Origin of the sequence: Rhizobium centroccidentale (genome assembly GCF_030182565.1) — a bacterium.
GTDB lineage: Bacteria > Pseudomonadota > Alphaproteobacteria > Rhizobiales > Rhizobiaceae > Rhizobium.
In genome coordinates this window covers 184,332-206,329 of record NZ_JAQJCG010000008.1, presented here as the reverse complement: position 1 = coordinate 206,329, position 21,998 = coordinate 184,332, and the positions used below count along the sequence as shown (strand labels likewise).

General features: G+C 60.0%; 19 protein-coding genes. 5 read left to right on the top strand and 14 right to left on the bottom strand.

What is annotated here, in order from left to right:
• Positions 1 to 40: 40 nt before the first annotated feature.
• Positions 41 to 2,689: an aminopeptidase N gene (pepN, locus tag PH562_RS13475; RefSeq protein WP_285173612.1), complete on the bottom strand. Its 2,649-nt coding sequence runs from the start codon at positions 2,687 to 2,689 to the stop codon at positions 41 to 43.
• Positions 2,690 to 3,159: 470 nt separating this feature from the next.
• On the opposite strand from pepN, the gene PH562_RS13470 reads away from it, so the two are divergent.
• A complete protein-coding gene (locus PH562_RS13470; protein ID WP_285173611.1) occupies positions 3,160 to 4,011 on the top strand; it encodes a hypothetical protein in 852 nt (283 codons plus the stop codon).
• Between the two features lie 75 nt (positions 4,012 to 4,086).
• Here the strand turns inward: PH562_RS13470 and PH562_RS13465 are convergent, their stop codons facing one another.
• The 7 genes from PH562_RS13465 to PH562_RS13435 all read right to left on the bottom strand — a co-directional run bounded on the left by PH562_RS13465 (position 4,087) and on the right by PH562_RS13435 (position 12,666).
• The gene (locus PH562_RS13465) at positions 4,087 to 4,251 is read right to left on the bottom strand and encodes a hypothetical protein (RefSeq protein WP_285173610.1); all 165 of its coding nucleotides are present in this window, start codon (positions 4,249 to 4,251) and stop codon (positions 4,087 to 4,089) included.
• Between the two features lie 59 nt (positions 4,252 to 4,310).
• A complete protein-coding gene (locus PH562_RS13460; protein WP_285173649.1) occupies positions 4,311 to 4,502 on the bottom strand; it encodes a hypothetical protein in 192 nt (63 codons plus the stop codon).
• Positions 4,503 to 4,640: 138 nt separating this feature from the next.
• The gene (locus PH562_RS13455; RefSeq protein ID WP_285173609.1) at positions 4,641 to 5,528 is read right to left on the bottom strand and encodes a uracil-DNA glycosylase; all 888 of its coding nucleotides are present in this window, start codon (positions 5,526 to 5,528) and stop codon (positions 4,641 to 4,643) included.
• A 54-nt stretch (positions 5,529 to 5,582) separates the two neighbouring features.
• Entirely contained in the window at positions 5,583 to 6,872 is a 1,290-nt protein-coding gene (locus PH562_RS13450) for an Hsp70 family protein (RefSeq protein WP_285173608.1), read from the bottom strand.
• A 228-nt stretch (positions 6,873 to 7,100) separates the two neighbouring features.
• Complete coding sequence (locus tag PH562_RS13445; RefSeq protein WP_285173607.1) at positions 7,101 to 10,220, bottom strand: efflux RND transporter permease subunit; 3,120 nt, start codon at positions 10,218 to 10,220, stop codon at positions 7,101 to 7,103.
• The gene (locus PH562_RS13440) at positions 10,217 to 11,449 is read right to left on the bottom strand and encodes an efflux RND transporter periplasmic adaptor subunit (protein WP_285173606.1); all 1,233 of its coding nucleotides are present in this window, start codon (positions 11,447 to 11,449) and stop codon (positions 10,217 to 10,219) included. The genes PH562_RS13445 and PH562_RS13440 overlap by 4 nt, the downstream gene beginning before the upstream one ends.
• Before the next feature lie 428 nt (positions 11,450 to 11,877).
• Entirely contained in the window at positions 11,878 to 12,666 is a 789-nt protein-coding gene (locus PH562_RS13435; protein WP_285173605.1) for an SDR family oxidoreductase, read from the bottom strand.
• A gap of 292 nt (positions 12,667 to 12,958) precedes the next feature.
• Between PH562_RS13435 and PH562_RS13430 the strand changes: the two genes are divergently transcribed.
• Positions 12,959 to 14,623: an electron transfer flavoprotein-ubiquinone oxidoreductase gene (locus tag PH562_RS13430; RefSeq protein WP_285173604.1), complete on the top strand. Its 1,665-nt coding sequence runs from the start codon at positions 12,959 to 12,961 to the stop codon at positions 14,621 to 14,623.
• Positions 14,624 to 14,629: 6 nt separating this feature from the next.
• Positions 14,630 to 15,157, top strand: coding sequence for a GNAT family N-acetyltransferase (locus PH562_RS13425; RefSeq protein WP_285173603.1), 528 nt, complete (start codon positions 14,630 to 14,632; stop codon positions 15,155 to 15,157).
• A gap of 1 nt (position 15,158) precedes the next feature.
• Here the strand turns inward: PH562_RS13425 and PH562_RS13420 are convergent, their stop codons facing one another.
• From PH562_RS13420 to PH562_RS13410, 3 genes are all read right to left on the bottom strand, one after another.
• Positions 15,159 to 15,524, bottom strand: coding sequence for a type II toxin-antitoxin system VapC family toxin (locus PH562_RS13420; protein ID WP_285173602.1), 366 nt, complete (start codon positions 15,522 to 15,524; stop codon positions 15,159 to 15,161).
• Positions 15,521 to 15,718 carry a type II toxin-antitoxin system VapB family antitoxin gene (locus PH562_RS13415; protein WP_285173601.1) on the bottom strand — a complete coding sequence of 66 codons (198 nt, stop codon included), beginning with the start codon at positions 15,716 to 15,718 and terminating at the stop codon, positions 15,521 to 15,523. Before PH562_RS13415 ends, PH562_RS13420 begins: the two co-directional genes overlap by 4 nt.
• A gap of 102 nt (positions 15,719 to 15,820) precedes the next feature.
• On the bottom strand, positions 15,821 to 16,723 hold the full coding sequence (locus tag PH562_RS13410) for a DMT family transporter (protein ID WP_285173600.1): 903 nt from the start codon (positions 16,721 to 16,723) through the stop codon (positions 15,821 to 15,823).
• 144 nt (positions 16,724 to 16,867) lie between these two features.
• On the opposite strand from PH562_RS13410, the gene PH562_RS13405 reads away from it, so the two are divergent.
• A complete protein-coding gene (locus tag PH562_RS13405; RefSeq protein ID WP_112335727.1) occupies positions 16,868 to 17,341 on the top strand; it encodes an Lrp/AsnC family transcriptional regulator in 474 nt (157 codons plus the stop codon).
• A gap of 65 nt (positions 17,342 to 17,406) precedes the next feature.
• Here PH562_RS13405 and mgtE read toward each other — a convergent pair whose 3' ends face one another.
• Positions 17,407 to 18,780 (bottom strand): magnesium transporter, encoded by a 1,374-nt coding sequence (mgtE, locus tag PH562_RS13400; protein ID WP_285173599.1) that lies wholly within the window; start codon positions 18,778 to 18,780, stop codon positions 17,407 to 17,409.
• A 354-nt stretch (positions 18,781 to 19,134) separates the two neighbouring features.
• Positions 19,135 to 20,148: a zinc-binding alcohol dehydrogenase family protein gene (locus PH562_RS13395; protein WP_285173598.1), complete on the bottom strand. Its 1,014-nt coding sequence runs from the start codon at positions 20,146 to 20,148 to the stop codon at positions 19,135 to 19,137.
• Positions 20,149 to 20,252: 104 nt separating this feature from the next.
• Between PH562_RS13395 and PH562_RS13390 the strand changes: the two genes are divergently transcribed.
• The gene (locus PH562_RS13390; protein WP_285173648.1) at positions 20,253 to 20,657 is read left to right on the top strand and encodes a winged helix-turn-helix transcriptional regulator; all 405 of its coding nucleotides are present in this window, start codon (positions 20,253 to 20,255) and stop codon (positions 20,655 to 20,657) included.
• On the opposite strand, the gene PH562_RS13385 is transcribed toward PH562_RS13390, so the two are convergent.
• Entirely contained in the window at positions 20,622 to 21,839 is a 1,218-nt protein-coding gene (locus PH562_RS13385; protein ID WP_285173597.1) for an MFS transporter, read from the bottom strand. The two genes, PH562_RS13390 and PH562_RS13385, sit on opposite strands and share 36 nt — an antisense overlap.
• Positions 21,840 to 21,998 lie beyond the last annotated feature (159 nt).

The following is a 21,998-nucleotide window of genomic DNA, read 5'->3' as shown; positions in this document are numbered from 1 at the left end:
GCAAATCAGCCTTTGAAATCGGCATGTTGAGCGATCGAAATCACTCTTTGAGGATACGCTCGACGATGTCGCGCACGTCCGTCGAAAGACCGCCTGCACGCTCGATCCGCATCAGTGCCGAGCGTGCATGGTCGGCCCGCACTGGCTCCAACAGGCGCCAGGAGCGCATCGAAGTCAGGATGCGGGCCGCAAGCTGGGGGTTGCGTTGATCGATCTCGAGAATCTGGCCGGCCAGGAAATTGTATCCTGCACCATCTACGCGGCCGAACCCGGTTGGGTTGGCGAATGCAAAGGTGCCGACCAGCGCACGCACGCGGTTCGGATTGGTGTGCTTGAACAGCGGTGTCCCCATGAGCAGTCGAATGCGTTCCAACGCCCCGGCGCCAGGAATCGCTGCCTGAATGGCGAGCCACTTGTCGATGACGAGCGCATTGTCGGCGAAGCGGTCGCGGAAATGCGCAAGCGCCGCCGCCGTCTCGGCAGTATCAGGGAACCGCTGGGCCAGAATGGTCAGCGCCGCACTGAGATCGGTCATGTTGTTCGCGACATCATAGGCCGCTTTGGCTCGTGCTGGCGTCTCGTCCGATTGCGACAGGTAGCTCAAAGCCGCATTGCGCAGGGCGCGACGCCCGGCGCTTGCAGCATCCGGGCTGAAGTGACCCGGCGTTTGCATGCCGTCATAGAGCGCGGCGAACACATCCTGTCCAGCTACAGCGATCCGCTTGATGATTGTCTGGCGTGCGGCATGAATGGCATCCGGGTCGTTATTGCCGCCGAGTTCGCGGGCAATATCGGATTCGCTCGGCAAGGTTAGGACCTGAGCGCGGAACGCCGGCTCCAGACTTTCGTCGGCGGCAGCTGCGAGCAGCGCGTCGGTGAAGGCCGGATCACAGGTGATCTCGACGCCCTGGCGTGCATCGCGGGCGGCTTGCAGGAGGTTCGGCAGGCCGAGGTCGATCAGCGCCTGCCAGCGGGCGAAATGATCGGTCTCGTGACGGGCGATCAGAGCGAGATCGCCGGCGCTCTGGCTGAACTGCAGGTTGATTGGCGTCGAGAAGCTGCGATTGAGTGACAGGACCGGCCGTCGCGGAATACCGTGGAACGTCACCGTCTGCGTCTGCTTCGTCAGGTGCAATACGTCGCCGGTCAGCTCGGCTCCTGTAACGGATGTCGGTGTGATGATGGTGCCGTCTTCGGCAAGCAAGCCCATGCGCAACGGAATATGCATCGGCTTTTTGACGGCCTGGCCAGGCGTTGCCGGTACCATCTGTTCGAGCGACAGCGTGAATGTCTTGGCATGGGGATCATAGGCGCCGGATGCGGTGACGAGGGGCGTGCCGGCCTGATGGTACCATAGCGAGAACTGCGTGAGATCGCGGCCGCTGACATCTTCGAAGCATCTGACGAAATCTTCGATCGTCACGGCCTGTCCGTCATGCCGATCGAAATAGAGGTCCATGCCCTTCTTGAAGAGATCGCGGCCGAGCAGCGTCGCGATCATGCGTGTGACCTCGCTGCCCTTCTCATAGACCGTGGTCGTATAGAAGTTGTTGATTTCGCGGTATGTCGTCGGCCGCACCGGATGGGCAAGCGGCCCGCTATCCTCCGGAAACTGCTCCGATTTCAGATGTCGAACTTCGGCGATGCGCTTGACGGCGCGCGAACGCTGGTCGGCGGAAAACTCATGATCGCGATAGACAGTCAGGCCTTCCTTGAGGCACAGCTGGAACCAGTCGCGGCAGGTGATGCGGTTGCCCGTCCAGTTATGGAAATATTCGTGGGCGATGATGGCTTCGATATTGGCATAATCGGCATCGGTCGCGGTCTCTGGATCGGCCAGAACGTACTTGTCGTTGAAGACGTTGAGGCCTTTGTTTTCCATTGCTCCCATGTTGAAGTCCGAGACGGCGACAATCATGAAGATGTCGAGATCGTATTCGCGGCCGAACCGCTCTTCGTCCCACTTCATCGAGCGCTTCAGCGCATCCATGGCGTAGGTCGCACGCGGCTCCTTGCCGTGCTCGACATAGATCTTCAGTGCGACCTCACGGCCGGACATCGTGGTGAATGTGTCCTCGACGACGCCGAGGTCGCCGGCAACGAGCGCGAAGAGATAGCTCGGCTTCGGATGCGGATCGAACCAGGCGGCGAAATGCCTGCCTTCGCCATAGCCGGCGCCGCCAAGGAAATTGCCGTTCGACAGCAGCAGCGGATTGGCGGCCTTGTCGGCTATGATGTTGACCGTATAGGGGGCGAGAACGTCCGGCCGGTCGGGGAAATAAGTGATGCGGCGGAAGCCTTCGGCTTCGCACTGCGTGCAATAAATGCCGCCGGTGCGGTAGAGGCCCATCAGCTGCGTATTGGCTTCCGGGTTGATGACGGTCGTGATCGTTAGCTCGAAAGGCGTGCTTTCCGGCAGATCGTGAACCGTGAGGCTCTCGGGCGTGGCGTCATATTGCGTGGCAGGCAGTTCCGCCTGATCGAGCAGCAGGCCGGAGAGCACGAGCTCGTCGCCATCGAGCAGCAGGGGCGCCTTGGGATCGATACCTTCCCGGCGATGGAAGATCAGCCGTGCCTCCACTTTGGTCTCGGTCGGATGCAGATCGAAGGTCAGGTCCACGCGTTCCAGAACGAAGTCGGTGGGACGATAGTCTGCCAGATTGACGATCTGGCCGGTGTCTGTGCGCATGGTCTATCCTGATCAGGCTATGCTGTGGCGGGTACAGTCCGAAGCCTTCCTCCGGACTGAAAGTGCCGCATCATTACACCGAAATCTGAACCAAAGTTAAAGTCATATCGCAATGGCAATATGTTTTGTTATGGCACAATAAGTATTCGCTCGCCGGGCAGTTCTCAATTCAGCTCTCCGAATGAAAAGTGGCAGCTTTGCGCCTGCATTTGCAGACTGGCAGTACAATTGCTACGATAACACTGAGGTGGATCATCATGACTGCATTGCTGTTAGATGCGGGCCGTTACGGTCGGGAAACAATAATTTAAAGTAAATTGTTTGTTTAACCCCTTGCGATATAAAGGCGCCTGCATAACTATAGCATGCTATTAAACGTCGGAATTATGATCGATTCCGATTATTTCGTTCACAAAAATGAAACATCCACTTTCTGTTGCTTTTTAAGAAGGGCACCCCAGGAGGCCCGATTGAGTTTTCCCATCGAGCAACTTGCTCGTCACCCCAAGTTCGTAGCATCCTTAAGCTTTCTCTCCGAGACATTGCGTAACCGTTATGACAACGCCCCGAGGGTTGCGCGCATGCTTGCGTCACATCAGCGCTGGCTTCTGACCCAGGCCGCTTATGCGCTTCATCTCGAATATGATCCGGGGATTCCGGGCTCGGGACTGACCGTCGTTGCCCTGCGCAATCTCATCACGCATTACCGCATCGCCAGTCGCAACACGGTCCTGAGTTTTGTCGAGGAGTTGCTGACCTACCGCTTTCTGGAGTTGGCTCCAGGACCTGCCCGCCGTCCCCGCCGCTACGTGCCGACGGAAATCAGCTACACGGGGATGTTCGGCTGGTATCTTGCCAATCTGGCCGCGCTCGATCTCCTTGACGATGGCAGCCGCGCAGCTGCGCTGGTCGCTTCGCCGATGCTGATGGATCTCGCACAGCCGCGCATGACCCGCAATTGCCTGGCGGCCGACATCTGGCGTGAACCGCCGGAAAGTGTCGGCCTATTTCTTTGGACGGAATCCGGCGGTCTTGTCGTCGATCATATCGTGTCCAGGCTGGATCTCAGTGGAGAAGTCGGCGATCGAATCGATATCGGCCATGTCGATGCACGCGCTCTGGCGGCACATTTCATGATATCGCGCACCCATTTGCAGCGTCTCCTACGCAAATCTGCCGATCGCGGAGACATCGGCTGGCATGACGAACCCAAAAAGACGCGCATGTGGATATCGCGCAATTTTCTCGATCAGTATTGCGGATGGCAGGCCGTAAAATTGGCGGCGGTCGATGAGTCCTTCGCCTGGGCACGGTCCGCCTGAGGGCAAGAGCCCCTCTCGGATCTGTCCGTTCGGCTCGAGCCAATGATCAGGCAGTGTAATTCTGCCCGTGAAAGCTCAAAGCGGAATACTGATCGCGGCGATCCGGGCAGCACTTGTGCTGCGGCACTCGTCCTTGTGAAAATTGCGCGCGCGCTCGAATTCCTCCGCGGCCCGCACCGCAGAGCCGATATGGCCGACGGAATCGAACAGGGCGATGAATGAACGCAAACCCGAAGACATGATGGAAATCCTGATACTTGAACGTTACGCTGGATCGCCCGGCAATTCGCGCCCGCAGATTAGCAGGCGCGGAAATCCGCGAAAATCGCCGTCGGGCGGCTAACGCGAGCCGAGACTCCTGTGCCCCGCGCGGTCATCTGCTCATTGGCAGCGATGCCGAGGTTGCGATGTCCGTTTGTGGCGCGCACGGGCTCGATGGCGCGGCGCAGGGTATCAAACCCGCAGTGAATAGGGCGAAAACGTGCAGTCATTGCCTTGGTTCCTTTCGAATTCCTCCCAAGACAACCTTTATATTGCAGTGCAGCATAGATTCTGCAATGCACAGCAAAAGAAGACTGCCATGCTAAAAATGCATGACTGGTGTCATTCTCCATTAATATCTGTTGGAATTAGCCTAATATTTCGGCGACGATATAATTCTTGAAGGCCAGAAGGTCGCTCCAAGCCAGGCGTTTATTGATCGGCGCGGTCAGCAATTCCTGCGGATGCAGGCTGGCGATAGCGGGGACGGTTCGGCCGAGAATGCTGATTTCCCGCCATTGTCCGCGCAATCCATGGATGGTTTCGCCACCGCCGAAAAAGTGGCGGGCGGTGAAATTGCCGAGCAGCAGCACTGCCTTCGGCTCGGCAAGCGCAATCTGCCGTTCTATGAACGGACGACATATCTCGATCTCCGCCGGAGAAGGGGCGCGGTTGCCCGGCGGCCGCCACGGAATGACGTTGGTAAGCACGATCGAATCGCGCTGCAAGCCGATGGCGGCGAGCATCCTGTCGAGCAACTGTCCTGCGCGGCCGGCAAACGGCGCCCCCTTGCGATCATCGTCGGCGCTCGGCATCGGCCCGATCACCATGATGCGGCCCTCCGGCGTGCCGCTGGCAAAGATCGTCGAACGGGCGCTGTTCTTGAGATTGCAGCCGTTGAAGGCTTCAAGCGCCGTCTTCAGCTCGCTGAGCGAGCGCGCGCTTTCGGCGGCGAATCGGGCCTGCTCCACGGCTTGCTCGTCGGGAATGGCGGGCGTTGCACGCGGCGCCGCTGCTGCGGGAGATGCCGCCGGCTTGGCAGCTTGGCGACGCTCGGTTTGCGGCCGCGCCGCAGGTGCTGGAGCTTCGGTCCGAGGCTGTGTTGCCCGCGCGCCCTGTCGTGCGGCGCGCATCGCCTCGAATTCGGCAAACCGATCCACCGGCTCATCTTCCAGCAGCCAATCGACGCCCGCATCCGCATGGAAATGCAGAAGGGCGGCAAGCTCGGCCGGCGTGAGGTCGTTGGCGGAAATCATGCGCGAACTCTATCCAAAGCCGCGCAGGAACGAAAGGGCAGGGTGGGCGCTATGTCAGGCCGTCCACTGGGTGATATCGTCGCGTTCGCCGATCAGGGCCAGACCATGGGCGATGGACAGCAATTCGCCGCCCGTCTCGATCCGCTCCCGGCCGAAGCGTTCCGTAAAGATGTGCCGTACTGCGGGAACGAAGGAGGTGCCGCCGGTCAGGAATACCTTGTCGATCGCATCGGGCGATGTGTTCGTCGTTGTCAGCACGTCATTCAGCGCCCCTTCGATGCGGGCAAGATCCTCGGCGATCCAGCTTTCGAAGTCGGCGCGGCGAACGTGCTTGCGGCCGGCCTTGCCGAGCGGCGGGAAGTTGAATTCGGCCTCTTCCTCGCTCGAAAGCGCCATCTTCGTCGCCGATACGGCCTGATAGAGCGGATAGCCTTCGTCATGCTCGACGAGCTCGATGAAGGTCTCCAGCTTCTCCGGCTCGAGGCTGCTGCGCACCAGCGTCTTCAGGTCGGCATATTCGCGCGAGGTCTTGAAGATCGAAAGCTGGTTCCAGCGGCCGAAATTGGCGTAGTAGGAGGTCGGCACTTCCAAAAGCTTGTCGAAGCTCTTGAAGAAGCTGCCCTTGCCGATGGCCGGCGAGACGATGTTGTCGATCATCCGGAAATCGAAATGATCGCCGGCGATGCCGACGCCGGAATGGCCGATAGGCGTCGCCGTCAGCTTTCCGCCGTAGGTCTCGAAGCGGATGAGCGAATAGTCGGTCGTACCGCCCCCGAAGTCGGCCACCAGCACGGTCGCATCCTTCTTCAGGTGCTGCGCGAAATAAAATGCGGCTGCGACCGGCTCGTAGACATAATGGATTTCCGGAAAGCCGAACCGTGCAAGAGCGGCATTGTAGCGCTCGGTCGCAAGGCCAGGGTTCGGATTGGCGCCGGCAAAATGCACCGGTCGGCCGGTGACGATGCGCGAAACATTCTCCGGCCATCCCTCTCCGGCGTAGGCGCGCAGACGGCGCACGAAGATCTCCATCAGATCCTCGAAGCTGTGGCGCTTGGCGTAGATCAGCGTGCCCTGGAAGAGCGCGCTTGCCGCAAAGGTCTTGATCGACTGCAGGAAGCGACAGTCGCCGGGATTGTCGATGAACTGCCGGATGGCCGCGTGCCCGGCCTCGACCTTGAGTGCGGCCGCACCCAGCCCCGGATCTTTCATGAAGGAGAGCGCGGTGCGCATGCTGTCGGCAGTGCCGGCAGCACTGTTGAAGGCGACCGATTGTGTCGCGGGTCCATCGGCCATCGCCAGAACCGTGTTCGTCGTGCCGAAGTCGAAACCAAGCGCCCGAGCCATGCCCGCACTCCTTTCCGTCGAAATTGTCTGGATTGGGACCAAGCCCCTGATGGGACGCATGACGCGCCCTGTCGCAAAGAGGGCGCGTCATGACATGGCTGGACCTCAAGTTCAAGACGTGGAGACGCTTTTATTTTTGCCCCGCCATGGCATCCGCCGACAGTATTTCACCGGCGATGCGTTTCGCTCTGCTTGAAAGGGAATGGGCGCCTTTCGGCGCCCGTTTTGTCATTCCGCGGCAATCGCCGACGGGGATTCCTTCTGGTGCGGGTCATCGTCCTTGCGCCGGCCGAAACGACCGAGGAAGTCGCTCAGGCGGTTCATCTCAAGGAAGATGACCGGCGTAATGAACAGCGTCAGAAGCTGCGAAACCACCAAGCCGCCAACCACGGCGATACCGAGCGGCTGGCGCAGCTCGGAGCTTGCGCCGCTGCCGACTGCGATCGGCAGGGCGCCGAGCAGGGCGCAGAAGGTGGTCATCATGATCGGGCGGAAACGGCGTACGCAGGCTTCGTGGATCGCTTCCGCCGGCGACATGCCAGTACTCGAGCGCAGCGTTTCCAGCGCCACGTCGATCATCATGATCGCGTTTTTCTTGACGATACCGATCAGCATCAGCAAGCCGATGAGCGCGATGACCGACAGGTCGAAGCCGAAGATCTTCAGCGCAAGCAGTGCGCCGAGCGCCGCGGCCGGCAGACCGGACAGAATGGTCAGCGGGTGGATGAAGCTTTCGTAGAGAACGCCGAGAACCACATAGATCGTCAGCACCGCAGCGAGGATCAGGTAAGGCGTGCTGCCCTGCGACTGCTGGAAGATCTGCGCCGTGCCGCCGTAGGACGTGAAGATGTCCGCCGGCATGTTGATGTCCTTCTTGATCTGTTCGATCTGTGCCGTGGCGTCGCCAAGCGCTTCGCCGGCCGGCAGGTTGAAGGATACCGTGGTCGAGACGAGCTGACCGGTCTGGTTGATGGTCACCGGGCCGGTGTTGCGCTCGATGTGCGCGAAGGCCGACAATGGAACCTGCTGGCCGCTCGAGGACGTCACATGGATACGCGACAGTTTCTGGTCGTCCCAAGGCTGATTCGCATCATATTCGATGATCACGTCATAGCTGTCGCCGGTCGACTGGATCTGTGCGGCGGCGTAGTCGCTGAAGGCCTCTTCAAGCGTGGTACGCAGCAGGTTGTTGTTGATGCCGTAGGCGGCGGCTTTCTCCGTATCGACCACGATATTGGCCTGCAGTGCATTGTATTGCGCGTCGGTGGTCACGTCGGTGAAGCGAGGATCCTTTCGCATCTCCTGCAGCATCTTGTTGGCCCACTGGTTCGTCAGATCGGCGTTGAGCGCCTGGATGACGAGCTGATACTGGCTGGCGGTCTGGCGTCCGCCGAAGCGAAGGCTTTGCTGAGGATTGATGAAGACCTGAATGCCCGGGATTTTGGCGACGGCGGCGCGCATTTCGCGCAAAGTCTGGTCGAGCGGCGGACGATCCTTCTTATCCTTCAGCTGAGCGTAGATCGTACCGTTGTTGAGTGTCTGACGCGCGCTGGCTCCGACCACCGACATCACGTGCTCGACGGCGGGATTCGCCTTGATCGCCGCAGCGGCCTGGTTCTGTAGGTCACGCATCGCCGGATAGGAAATATCCTGGCGGGCGCGCGTTGAAATCTGCAGCCGGCCGATGTCTTCCTGCGGGAAGAAGCTGGCAGGCAGCGTCAGGAAGAGGTAGGCCGAGAGCGCGACCGAAGCAAGGAAGCTTCCAAGCACGATGTAACGATGGCGAATACACCATTCCACGCCCTTGCCGTAGTTGACCTCGGTCCAGTTGAAGCCCTTGTTGAAGAGGCGCACCGGCAGGGGAGGATGGCTGTGGGCGTTGGAAAGACGCGAACCGAGCATCGGCGTGACGGTCAGCGAGACCACCGCGGACGACACGATGGCGATTGCCACGACCATCCCGAACTCGTTGAAAATACGGCCAACGACGCCGCCCATCAGCAGGATAGGGATGAACACGGCGATGAGCGAAACCGACATGGAGATAATCGTATAGCTGACTTCGGCCGCGCCCTGGATGGCCGCCTGCCGCACAGGCATGCCTTCTTCCATGTGCCGTAGAATGTTCTCCAGCATGACGATGGCGTCGTCCACCACGAGGCCCACCGCGATCGTCAACCCGAGCAGCGAGATATTGTCGACGCTATAGCCGAGCACGTACATCATGCCGAAAGTTGATATCAGCGAAAGAGGCACGGCGAGGCCGGGGATAATCGTTGCTGTCACGTGGCCCGTGAACAGGTAGATGACGAGAACGACGAGACCGATGGTCAGCAGCAACGTAAACTTGACGTCCGAGATGGCCTCGCGGATTGGCTGGGCCGAGTCGTTCATAACGGTCATTTTGACGGAAGCCGGCATTTCGGCCTGCAGCTTCGGCAGCGTCTTGTTGACGGCATCGACGACGTCGACCGTGTTGGCATCGGGCTGGCGTTGAATAGCCAGAATGATCGCTCGCTGGCCATCATACCAGCTACCGATATTCTGGTTTTCCACGCTGTCCTGCACGTCGGCGACGTCGCCGAGGTGAATTGGCTTGCCGTTGGGATTGGCAATCACAAGCGTGCGAAACTCGTCGGCGTTGACGCGCTGCGTATCCGCATTGATCGTCATGCTCTGCGCCGCGTCTTGCAACGTGCCGACCGGGACCTGGTTGTTGGCGTTGACGACGGCTGTATTGACCGTGTCGATACCGATGCCGCGATCCAGAAGCTTGTTCGGATCGACGTCGATGCGCACCGCGTAGGTCTGCGCCCCGTTTACGGTCACTTCAGCGACGCCAGGCAGTGTCGAGATCGATGGAGAGATGATGTTCTCGGCGATATCGTCGAGCTTGCTGCGCTGCAAGGTGTCGCTTTGTACGGCGATCAGCATGACAGGCGCGTCGGCCGGATTGGTCTTCCGGTAGCTCGGCGGGGTCGTCAGGTTGTTGGGAAGTTTTCTTTGCGCGGTCGAAATCGCCGCCTGCACGTCGCCGGCGGCGGCGTCAATGTTGCGGTCGAGATTGAATTGCAGCACGATGCTGGTATTGCCAAGCGAGTTTGTTGAAGAAATTTCGCTGATGCCGGGGATCGTCTCGAACTGCTTGATCAGCGGCGTGGCGACCGATGTCGCCATCGTCTGTGGTGATGCGCCCGTCAGCTGGGCCGAGACGTTGATCGTCGGGAAATCCACCTGCGGCACTGCTGCGACGGGGATCAGCTGATAGCCGGCGAGACCGGCAAGCACCACGCCGATCGCGAGAAGCGTGGTCGCGACCGGACGCTGGATACAGAAGGTCGGGATCATTGTTGCGCTCCAACTGCGATGGTTTCGGTTTTTCCATCATCGGCCGAAGCGACCTTCTCGTTTGGATTGTCGCTGAATTGTTCCTTGACTTCAGTGCCGTTGTTCAGTTGCGACTGGCCTTCGACAACGACATGATCGCCGACCGAAAGGCCTGTGGCGACGGCTGTGCGACCGCCATTCGCGCGAGCAATTGTCACCGGCGTAATCTTGACCTTATTGTCCTTCACCACAAAGGCGATATAGCCGTCCGGCCCCGGGCTGACGGCCACGGTCGGCACGACGATAAGCTGCTCGTTGTCGGCGAAGTGAACCATGACATTCGCGGAGCGTCCCGGCCACAAGGCACCGTTGGCGTTTTCGAAGGTTGCCTTCACGGCAATCGTTCCGGAAGCCTGGTCGACTGTGTTATCGTAAAAGGTGATCGTCCCGGTGCGAGGCTTGCCCTGTGCGGAACGGGGAACGGTGGTGACGTGGACAGGACCCGCGGCCAGTTGTTCCTGCAGTTCGCGCAGATTGTTTTCCTGCATGGTAAATTTGATGTATGCCGGATCATATTTGCTGATCGTCACGATCGGCGTGCCGGCGCTGACATAAGCCCCCAGGCTCAATTGAACATCGCCAAGCCGGCCATCATAGGGTGCCCGTATGTCGGTATTTCCGAGCAGGACCTGATCCGAGGCAAGCTGTGCCTGGTCCGCGCTGAGCGTGGCAATGGCGGAGTCGCGAGTCGCACGTGCTTCATCGGCAGTCGCCTGAGTGCCGGCGCTGCTCGTAAGCAAGCTATTGGCACGGGTCAGCGCGGTCTCCGCTTGGGCAAGGTTTGCCTGGTCTTTCGTAATGTTCGCCTGGTCCTTGTTGACGGCAGCCTGTGCCGTGCGCGGATCAAGCTTTGCGATCAGGTCGCCAGCTTTGACCGTCGCGCCATCTTTTACCGCGATCTGCGTGATCAGCCCGGCTTCCTGTGCGGCGATCGTCGTTGAATCGATCGGCACGACCCAGCCGGTCGCGGGAACGTCCATGGGGAGCGAAGTTTTGACGGCGGCAACGGTCTTTACCGCGATTGGGCCGGCCTGACGCTTGCCGCCGGCCTGCGCCGCCTTGCCGGTATCTTTGGTTTCTGCTGAGGCTTGATCGACAAATGCGGAAAGGAAAGGAATACGGTCGCGATAGCCCCATGCGGCAAGGGCTGCGACGACAAGAAGGCCGAGGGGAAGCCAGAATTTTTTCATACTTAAAGAACCGGTCGGGGCTTGTTGCAGGAAGCGCAGTGACGTTGAAGTGTATTTATTGCGTCGCACAACAAAAACGAGCTTCGCCGCAATTCATCACATCGCCGTCGCCGCTAACGTTCGGTAATTCTGTCCCTTTAACGCGAATTCATGAACGTTGATGCCTTGCAATCTACCACAGTTCGGGACGACGAAAAATTAAAGCTTGGAAAGCTTTCGAATTGTTTCTGTTTGTGCGGTGCAACAAACAGCCAAATGACTATTTTTTGATTGCCGCTATGTAATAATCGGTCGGCAAAAACAGCTTTAGGCGGTATTTATAGTGTGGAGATGTGCTGCGGCGTGCATAGAAGCGTTGCTTCAGCTCACGGAATTGTGTTGTCAGGCCCTATTGCAAGGGCCCCGCACTCTATTCGCCGGTGGCGATCTCAAAGAGAGCGAGCAGCTCCCCCATCGCAGCGGACCATGATGCCTGTCACGTAGCTCGCCGGTTCGCTGCAAAGAAAGGCGGCGGTGGCGGCGAATTCCTCGACGCGGCCATACCGACCGGCGGGAATGCGCTGTTGACGCTCGGCGCTGACATCTTCGAGGCTCCTGCCTCCGCGCTTGGCTGTGGCGGTATCGAGCTCGGCTAGCCGATCTGTCGCAATGCTGCCCGGCAGCAGCATGTTGACCGTGATGCCATGCGCAGCCACTTCGCTGGCCAGCGTCTTGCTCCAGCCGGCAAGCGCCGGGCGCAGCGTGTTGGAAAGCGCGAGATTGGGAATGGGCTCGATGACACCGGAGGAGGCGACGGTGAGAATACGTCCCCAGCCTTGTGCCTTCATGCCTGGTAAGAGCGCAGTGGTCAGGGTGATGATCCGGGACACCATGGAGATGAAATAGGTCTCCAGCCGGTCGGCGGTCATATCTTCCGTCGTGCCGGGCGTCGGTCCGCCGCTGTTGTTGACGAGAATATCGATGCCGCCAAGCTTCTCTATGGCTGCCTTGGTGACCACATCCACGAAGTTCTCGTCATTGAGGTCCGCCCAGATCCAATCCGCCCGACCCTTGCCCTCGGCATTGATGGCCTTGCAATTGTTCTCGAGCCTTTCGCCGCTTCGGCCACAGAGTAGGACGTTCGCGCCCTCGCGGGCGAGCGCCACTGCGATGCCCTGGCCCAGCCCCTTCGACGAGGCGAGCACCAGCGCGCGTTTTCCGCCAATACCAAGATCCATCTTGATTACCCTTCATGCTATTCGGATTGTCTGATCGGCATTTATAGAGGGCCATCCGGCGACTATGGAAGGTGCGCTTCACAACTGACGGCAAATACCATCAGAATATTGACGTTAACGTAAGGGTCATTTAACTTGTTTTACGTGTTGGGCAAATTGGGGGATTGCCTGTCGCTTCCCGGCTCGACAATCCCCTCCCATTTTGACAAGAGATAACCGAAACGGGGAAGACGCCCAAGGGGATAAGGCCGTGGTCCGAGATTATCGGAAGCTGGCCAAGCGGAGAAGATGAATGACTGACGCGAACGAGCTGCCGGAACGCGAGAGCATGGAATTCGACGTTGTGATTGTCGGCGCAGGTCCCGCGGGCCTGTCGGCGGCGATCCGGCTGAAGCAGATCAATCCGGATCTGACCGTCGTCGTGCTCGAGAAGGGGGCCGAGGTCGGCGCGCATATTCTTTCGGGCGCCGTCGTCGATCCGATCGGCATCGACCGACTGCTGCCGAACTGGCGCGAGGAGGAGGGTCATCCCTTCAAGACCGAGGTGACGGACGATCATTTCCTGTTCCTGGGGCCGGCTGGCTCCATCCGCCTGCCGAATTTCCTGATGCCGCCGCTGATGAGCAATCACGGCAACTATATCGTCTCGCTCGGCAACGTCTGTCGCTGGCTGGCCGAGAAGGCCGAGGGCCTCGGCGTCGAGATCTATCCCGGCTTTGCCGCGACCGAAGTGCTCTATAATGACGAGGGCGCCGTCATCGGTGTCGCGACCGGCGATATGGGCATTGAGAAGAACGGCGAGCCCGGCCCGAACTATACGCGCGGCATGGCGCTCCTAGGCAAATACGTCCTGATCGGCGAAGGCGTGCGCGGCTCGCTTGCCAAGCAGCTCATCGCCAAGTTCGATCTCGCGCGGGACAGCGATGTACCGAAGTTCGGCATCGGCATCAAGGAGCTCTGGGAGGTCAAGCGCGAAAACCACAAGAAGGGTCTCGTGCAGCACTCCTTCGGCTGGCCTCTCGGCATGAAGACGGGCGGCGGTTCGTTCCTCTATCATCTGGAAGACAATCTCGTCGCCGTCGGCTTTGTCGTGCACCTGAACTACAAGAACCCCTATCTCTATCCCTTCGAGGAGTTCCAGCGCTTCAAGACGCATCCGGCGATCCGCGGCACCTTCGAGGGTGGCAAGCGCATCTCCTATGGCGCCCGTGCCATCACTGAAGGCGGCTGGCAATCGGTGCCGAAGCTCACATTCCCGGGTGGCGCGCTGATCGGCTGTTCGGCCGGCTTCGTCAACGTTCCCCGTATCAAGGGCAGCCACAATGCGGTGCTGTCGGGCATGCTGGCGGCGGACAGGATCGCCGAAGCGATCGCGGCCGGTCGCGGCAATGACGAAGTGATCGAGATCGAGAATGAATGGCGCTCTTCGGATATCGGCAAGGATCTGAAGCGCGTCCGGAACGTCAAGCCGCTGTGGTCGAAGTTCGGCACGGCGATCGGCGTGGCGCTCGGCGGCCTCGACATGTGGATGAACCAGCTATTCGGCTTCTCCTTCTTCGGCACGCTGAAGCATGGCAAGACGGATGCCCAATCGCTGGAGCCCGCCGCCCAGCACCAAAAGATCGACTATCCGAAGCCGGATGGCGTTCTGACCTTCGACCGCCTTTCCTCGGTGTTCCTGTCGAACACCAACCACGAGGAAGATCAGCCGGTGCATCTGCAGGTCAGGGACATGGCGCTGCAGGTGTCGTCGGAACATGATATCTTCGCCGGCCCGTCGACGCGTTATTGTCCCGCAGGCGTCTACGAATGGGTGGAGAAGGACGGCAAGGAAACCTTCGTCATCAACGCCCAGAACTGCGTCCACTGCAAGACCTGCGACATCAAGGACCCGAACCAGAACATCAACTGGGTTCCCCCGCAGGGCGGCGAGGGGCCGGTCTATCCGAATATGTGAGATGCAATGACGGAGATCGAACAAGGCGCCTGGACGATCCGTTCGGTCAGGGCAGACGAACTGCATCTGCTCGCTGCCATCGAGATAGATGCCTTCTGGGCTCTGCATGGGGCCGGCGCGGTCGCCTGCGAGCCGACGTCGCTGCCGCTTGACGTGTTGGAGCAATCCCTTGCGGAAGGCTTGCTGTTCGTTGCCGTCGACGGCGAGGACACGCCGTTCGGCTTCCTGGCCGGCATCCGCAAGGATGGCTCCGTTCACATCGCCGAACTCGATGTCGTCAGGCATTGGCAGAAGCGAGGTGTCGGGCGGCGGCTGATGGAGGCTGTGATTGAAACGGCCCGAGCTCAAGGTGCTGAGGGTGTAACGCTCACGACAGACCGGCAGGTGGCTTTCAACGCGCCATTCTATACCTCAATGGGGTTTCAAATCCTCGATGACGGAGAAAGGTCGGCAGCCCTCACGCAAATCCTGGAGAATGAATTGGCCCACGGCGCCGATCCGGCCAGACGTGTAGCCATGGCGCTGCGCTTCTGAATTATAGCGGCGCGGCAATTCCGAGGTTTTCGGCGACACGTTGCAGCCGCTTGTCTCGCGTCCAGAGATAGGTTCCAGGCGCCAGTATTGTCGCGGCCGCGAGATGAGCATCGATATAGCCGATTCCCGTACCCTGCAGTTTGTTGCTTCGGATGAAATAAAGAACGTCCTCATCCGAGGTTCTCGCAATCGGGGGCAGTCGGCGGAGGCTTCCCATTATGAGATCATATTGCCGCAGATTTCCAAGGCCGATCTCACCGACGACGAAAGGATGAACGACGACCTGCTTTTGCTCCAGTAGAGACTGGAGCCGCGCCTCCGACATATGAAAGTGATCGATCCAGATCGACGTATCGACCAGGATCATTCGACGCCAAACTGGCGACGAGGGGGAGCTGTGATATTCGGTTCGGTGCCGCCGAGACGTATCAGGGTTTGGGCGGCTTCCCGTTCCACAAGCGCTTTTAACGCTTCACGCAGGATCGCCGAGGTCTCGGCGAGACCGGTAACCTCGCGTGCATCCGCAAGCAACTTATCGTCGATGGCTACGGTGGTGCGCATTGATATCTCCGTTGTCATCAAAACTAGCATCAGATGATGTCGCTTTCAATGCCGAAGGCCGCACATGGCAGCCCTCGATCCATTGTCTTGCAGATGATGCGTTTATCTCCGGGCGAGCACCCCGGTCGAAAGCGCCACTCCCAGTCCCGTAACAATCGCTGCGGCAATGCCCGCCATTCCGATTTCTTCACCGAGCAGAAAGCCGCCGCCGATGGTGGCGAGAACCGGCGTAATTGCGGTGAAGGCTGCGGCCTGCGTGCCACCGAGAGCCTGGACGGCAAGACCATAGGCAAGCGTAGCGGCAAGACCTGACAGCAGCCCCTGACTGACGATCTGCAGACCGATTTCCGGTAGCGGCACCGAGGCAAGCGAGCTGCCGAAGATGGCGGCCATTGCGACATGGATCAGGAACGACCAGACGGCGATGATGGCGCTCGACTGCACGGCGCTCAGCCCGGAGCGGCGGAAGGCGTGGGTATAGGTTGCCCAGAGCAGCGCGGCAAGCGGCAGCAGCGTAAAGCCCTCCCAGGAGATCGGGACGCCATAGAGGCTGCGGGCAAGCAGGATCACGACGCCGGCGACGATGCCGCCAAGACCGAGCCAACGGGTGATATCGAGCCGCTCGCGAAACAGCAGCACGCCGATCAGGGCGGCAGCTAACGGCATGGAGCCGCCGAGCAGAATACCGGCCGACGATGCCGGCGTGAACTGGATGGCGAAAGTGGTGAGCTGGAAGAAGAGGGCGCCGGAGCCGCAGACCATCAGCGCCAGCAGCTTCAAAGGCACGCCCTTCGGCAGTAGACCTGTCCGCCACCAGACGGGAGCGAGCACCAGAGCAGGAACGCCGTAGCGGATCAGGCCGAGATCGATGGTGCCCATCTGCGTTTCGGCTGTATGACGTGTGGCAAGAATCCAGTTTGCCCAGATCAAGACGGTCACGATGGCACCGGCATAGCCGACCATGGTGGGGGTTGCCTTGCGGGTGGAGAGAGACAAAGCGGTCATCGACATATCCTTTCCAACGATCCGGTTCTCTTTCGAATGAGGAAAATATAGCGCCGAAGGCTGAGGCATGTCCTTGCTAGTTCTGGCTCAGAAATCATGCTATGAGCAATGATCTGCCAATATGAGAGATCAAGTTTCCCGGATATGCCAAAATTGGATAAGTTCGATATTGCGATCCTCAACTGTCTGCAGGAGGATGCGCGCGCCACCAATGTCGAGATCGCCGAGCGGGTAAATCTCTCGCCGTCTCCCTGCCTGAGGCGCATCCGAAATCTGGAAAAATCCGGGCTCTTGCGCGGCTACCGCGCAGATATCGACCGCAAGCAGGCCGGCCTCGGTCTGACGGTCTTTGTGGAACTCAAGGTCGGTCATCATTCAAAGGAGAATTCCGAGACGCAGCAGGCAGCATTGCTCGCCATTCCGGAAGTCGTCGCCTGCCATCTGATTTCGGGTACGGCCGATTTCCTGGCGGAGGTCGTGGTGGAGGATCTTGCTGCCTATGAGAAGGTGATGTCGGAAAAACTTCTGGTGCTTCCCGGCGTGGTCGATCTGCGTTCGAACTTCGCCATCCGCACCATCAAGACCAATGGTGCTCTGAAACTGCCGCAGCCTGAATGAAGCAGCCGGAGTGAAAACACAGAAGGGGCCATTGCTGGCCCCTTTCGATGAGAATCTGATTGTCCTCAGAGCATCGTTCCGCTGAGGATCAGCAGCGCGACCGAGAAATAGATGACAAGGCCGGTGACATCGACCAGCGTCGCGACGAAGGGCGCCGAGGCGCTGGCGGGATCGAGCCGCAGCTTCTGCAAGACGAATGGCAGCATCGAGCCGGCGAGCGAGCCGAAGGTGACGATGCCGATCAGGGCAGCGAAAACCGTAAAGGCGACGAGCTGCCAGTGCGGGCCGTAGTCGAAGAGGCCGATGTTCTGCCAGAGCACGATACGGGCAAAGCCGACGAGGCCAAGGATCGCTCCGAGCACGATGCCTGTCGGCAGCTCGCGGATCGCTACACGCCACCAGTCCGAAAGCTTGAGCTCGCCGAGTGCCAGCGCCCGGATGATGAGCGATGTCGCCTGCGAGCCGGAATTGCCGCCCGAGCTCATGATCAACGGGATGAAGAGCGTCAGCACGACGGCCTTCTCCAGCTCTCCTTCAAAATGCTGCATGGCGCTTGCGGTCAGCATTTCGCCGAGGAAGAGGGCTGCGAGCCAGCCGGCGCGCTTGCGGATCATGCCCGCAAAGCTGATCTTCATATAGGGCTGGCCGAGGGCTTCCATACCGCCGAACTTCTGGGCGTCCTCGGTCGTATCGGCGATCATCGTGTCGATGACGTCGTCGACGGTGACGATGCCGAGCATGTGGCCCTTGTCGTCGACGACGGGGAGCGCCAGCAGATCGTGTCGGCGGATCAGGCGCGCGACGTCCTCCTGCTTCATCAGCGGCGGTGCCGTGACGGGCACGCCCTTCTGGGCCACGGTCAGGATGCAGGCATCCGGTTCACCGGTGATGAGGCGGCGCAGCGTCACGACATGCAGCAGCACGTGCGTTTCGTCATCGAGCACATAGATGGCATAGACCGTTTCGCGGGAGCGCTCGACCTGGCGAACGTGGTCGAGCGTCTGGGCAACGGTCCAGCTCGCGAAAACGCTGACGAATTCCGTCGTCATGATGCCGCCGGCCGTGCGCGGCGGATAGCCCATCAGGCTCTGAATCGCCTGCCTTGCATGCTCGTCGAACGTTGCGAAGAGACGGGCGCGCGTGTCGATATCCATTTCGAGCAGCACGTCGGCGACGCGGTCGTTTGACATGCCATGCAGCAGGCGCGCGGCATCTGCATTGCCCATGACTTCGAGAATGGCGGGTGCGTTGCGCAGTTCCGGCCGGTCGAGAATGCGCACAGCGCGCTCTTCCGGCATTTTGGCGAGGATGCGGGCAGCCTCTGCCACGTCTGTTGCGTTCAGAGCCTCGACGCGTTCCGCGATGGTGACGGCGCGATTGTTATTGATGAATGCACGAGCGGCATTGCCGGCCCGCACGGGAAAGCTGTTGATGTTCATTATAGCTCGCCTTTCCGGTCGATCCGCCGTCGTAGCGGATCGTGGCGAGCCGACAGGAGTCGGTTAGTGCACGAATGCTACTGACGGCAAAGGCAATCGACTACTACTGTCGCTAGGCATCGAAAGATGGCTCCGGTTAATCGGTATGGAAAACGCTGTTCCCCACGTGCGGAGAAGTCGCGCCGAAGGCATGAAAAGTCAAGAGGCGGACGTGCCTAAACGCTCGATCCTGCGATAAAAATTTGTTTAGGCGGCTGCAAATTTTTGCTATGCAACAAAACCCAGTGCCAATGCGTTAAAACAAAGCGGCCGGACGATATTCGCCCGGCCTGATCTGTCGCAAATATTGGTCACTCAGAAGCCGGCCAGAACGACCTTACCCTTCATCTTGCCGGTCTCGACGAGGGCATGCGCCTTCTTGAGATTGGCGGCATTGATCGTGCCCGCGGTCTCGGTCAGCGTCGACCTGATTTTGCCGGCATCCACCAGTTCGGCGATCTTCGTCAACAGCTTGTGCTGCTCGATCATGTCGGCCGTGTTGTAGAGGGGGCGGGTGAACATCATCTCCCAATGGATCGATACCGCCTTCCACTTGAAGGGCACGACATCGAACGTCTTCGGATCGTCGATGAGGGCAAATCGGCCCTGCGGCGCGATAGCCTCGACAATTGAGCCGGTATGATCTGATGTGTTGGTAGTCGAGAAGACGAATGCGGGGGCGCCGATGCCGAGCGCCTCGATCTGTGGCGCAAGCGGCTTCGAATGATCGATGACGTGATGGGCGCCCAATTCCTTCACCCAGGCCTGCGTTTCCGGGCGGGATGCCGTCGCAATGATAGTGAGATCGGTCAGCGCGCGGGCGATTTGGATGGCGATCGATCCGACGCCGCCGGCTCCGCCGATGATGAGAATGGCATTGGCCGCGCCGGGAACCGGATCCTCCACCTTCAGCCGGTCGAACAGCGTTTCATAGGCGGTAATCGAGGTCAGCGGCAGTGCGGCAGCCGCTGGAAAATCGAGGCTCTTGGGCTTGGCGCCGACGATGCGATCGTCGACGAGGTGGAATTCGGCATTCGAACCGTCGCGATTGATGGCACCCGCATAGAAGACTTCGTCTCCCGGCTTGAACATGGTGACGTCGGGCCCGACCGCCTTGACGATGCCGGCGGCATCCCAGCCGATGATCTTATATTCGCCTTCGGGTGGGGTGACATTGGCGCGGACCTTGACGTCGACCGGGTTGACGGAAACGGCCTTCACTTCGACCAGCAGATCATGGCCCTTTGCCTCGGGCGTCGGCAGCTCGATGTCGATCAGCGATGTCTCTGCGGAAATGGGTTGCGGTTGCTTGTAGGCGACTGCGCGCATGGGAGAAGCTCCTGGGTTGGTTGCACAGAGGCTAGATGCGCATTATCCTTAAAAGGCGCAAGAATGCACAATTTCTGTACGTAGGTACAAAAAGGATACTGTCGATGTCGGTTCCCCGCTCCAAACTCGTCGGAAATTTTCCAGGTTGCCCGGTCGAGGCGACGCTGAGCGTGCTCGATGGCAAATGGAAAGGCGTGATCCTGTTTCACCTGATGGAAGGAACGCTGCGCTTCAACGAAATCCGCCGCAAACTGCCGTCGGTGACGCAGCGCATGCTGACCAAGCAATTGCGGGAACTGGAAGAATCCGGGCTGCTGTCACGCACCGTCTTTCCGGTGGTGCCGCCGCGCGTCGAGTATGCGCTGACGCCGCTTGGCGCCAGCCTGGGGCCGATCATCAAGGCGATGGCTGCCTGGGGCGAGGAGAATGTATTTTGCCGCGATGGGCGCCAGCAGCTGGGCGCCCCAGGCATGTCATGCGCGCCCGGTGCGGCGCTCCAGGCCAACTGAAACGGCGAAGACTGCAAGGCCTGCCACGGAGAGCACCGCACCGACATAGCCGGTCGCGGCAGCCGTGAAGCCCCAGGAGATCACCAAACCGCCCAGCCAGGCGCCGAGCGCATTGGCGATGTTGAAGGCGGAGTGATTGGACGCAGCAGCTAGGGTCTGCGCATCCGCGGCCACATCCATCAGCCGCGTCTGCACGGCCGGGCAGGCGGCAAAGCCGCAGCCGATCAGGAAGACGCAGATGCAGAGCATGATCGGGTTAGCCGCTGTCAGCGAGAAGAGCGTCATAATGATGATATTGAAGATCATCATGCCGCCGATCGTTCCCTTGATGGAGATATCGCCAAGGCGCGAGCCGACGATGTTGCCGACATTCATGCCGATGCCGAAGAGAGCCAGCACGATCGGCACCATGGCGGAGCCAAGGCCGGCGACTTCGGTCGTCGTCGTGGCGACATAGCTGAAGATCGAAAACATGCCGCCGAAGCCGACGGCAGCGACGCCGAGAGAAAGCCAGACCTGGATGCGCTTCAAAGCACCGAGTTCACGGGCGATGCTGGCGCCTTCCTCGACCCTGTCCTTGGGGAGGAAAAGGGCGATCAGCAGCATAGTGGCGAGGCCGATGGCGCCGACCATCATGAAGGCTGCGCGCCAATTCAGAAGCTGCCCGAGGAAAGTCGCGATCGGCGTACCGATCAGCGTCGCGATCGTGAGGCCGAGCATGACCTGGCCGACGGCGCGCACGCGGCGGTGTACCGGCACCATCGAGGCGGCAACGAGTGCGGCAACCCCAAAATAGGCGCCATGTGGCAGGCCGGTGATGAAACGCAGCGCCGTGAAGCTTTCGAAAGTCGGTGCGAAAGCGCTGGAAATATTGCCCGCGGCAAAGATCGCCATCATCAGCAGGAGCAGCGTGCGACGCGCCATCTTGGCGGCGAGCACGGCGATGATTGGTGCACCGACGACGACGCCGAGCGCATAGGCGCTGATTACATGACCTGCTTCCGGAGTGGTGACGCCGAAGGTGTCGGCAACATTGGGCAGAAGTCCCATGATGACGAATTCACCCGTGCCGATACCGAAGCTGCCGACGGCCAGCGCCAAAGTCACCAGCGCTATGGCGGTGCGAGACGGCGCTTCGACGATGGTCTGGCTATCGAGGGCCTCGACGGAAATATCGCTCACGGAAACTCCTTGGGCGGCACACGAAATTCAAGCGCCGCGAATGATGCGGCAAATCCCGGCATTCGGCGCTCAGTGCATCAAAATGGAATAAGGGACACGGGGGCATGGACACACCCTTGTTGATACTATCAATGAGGGCAATGTTTCTGTCGCGTGCAT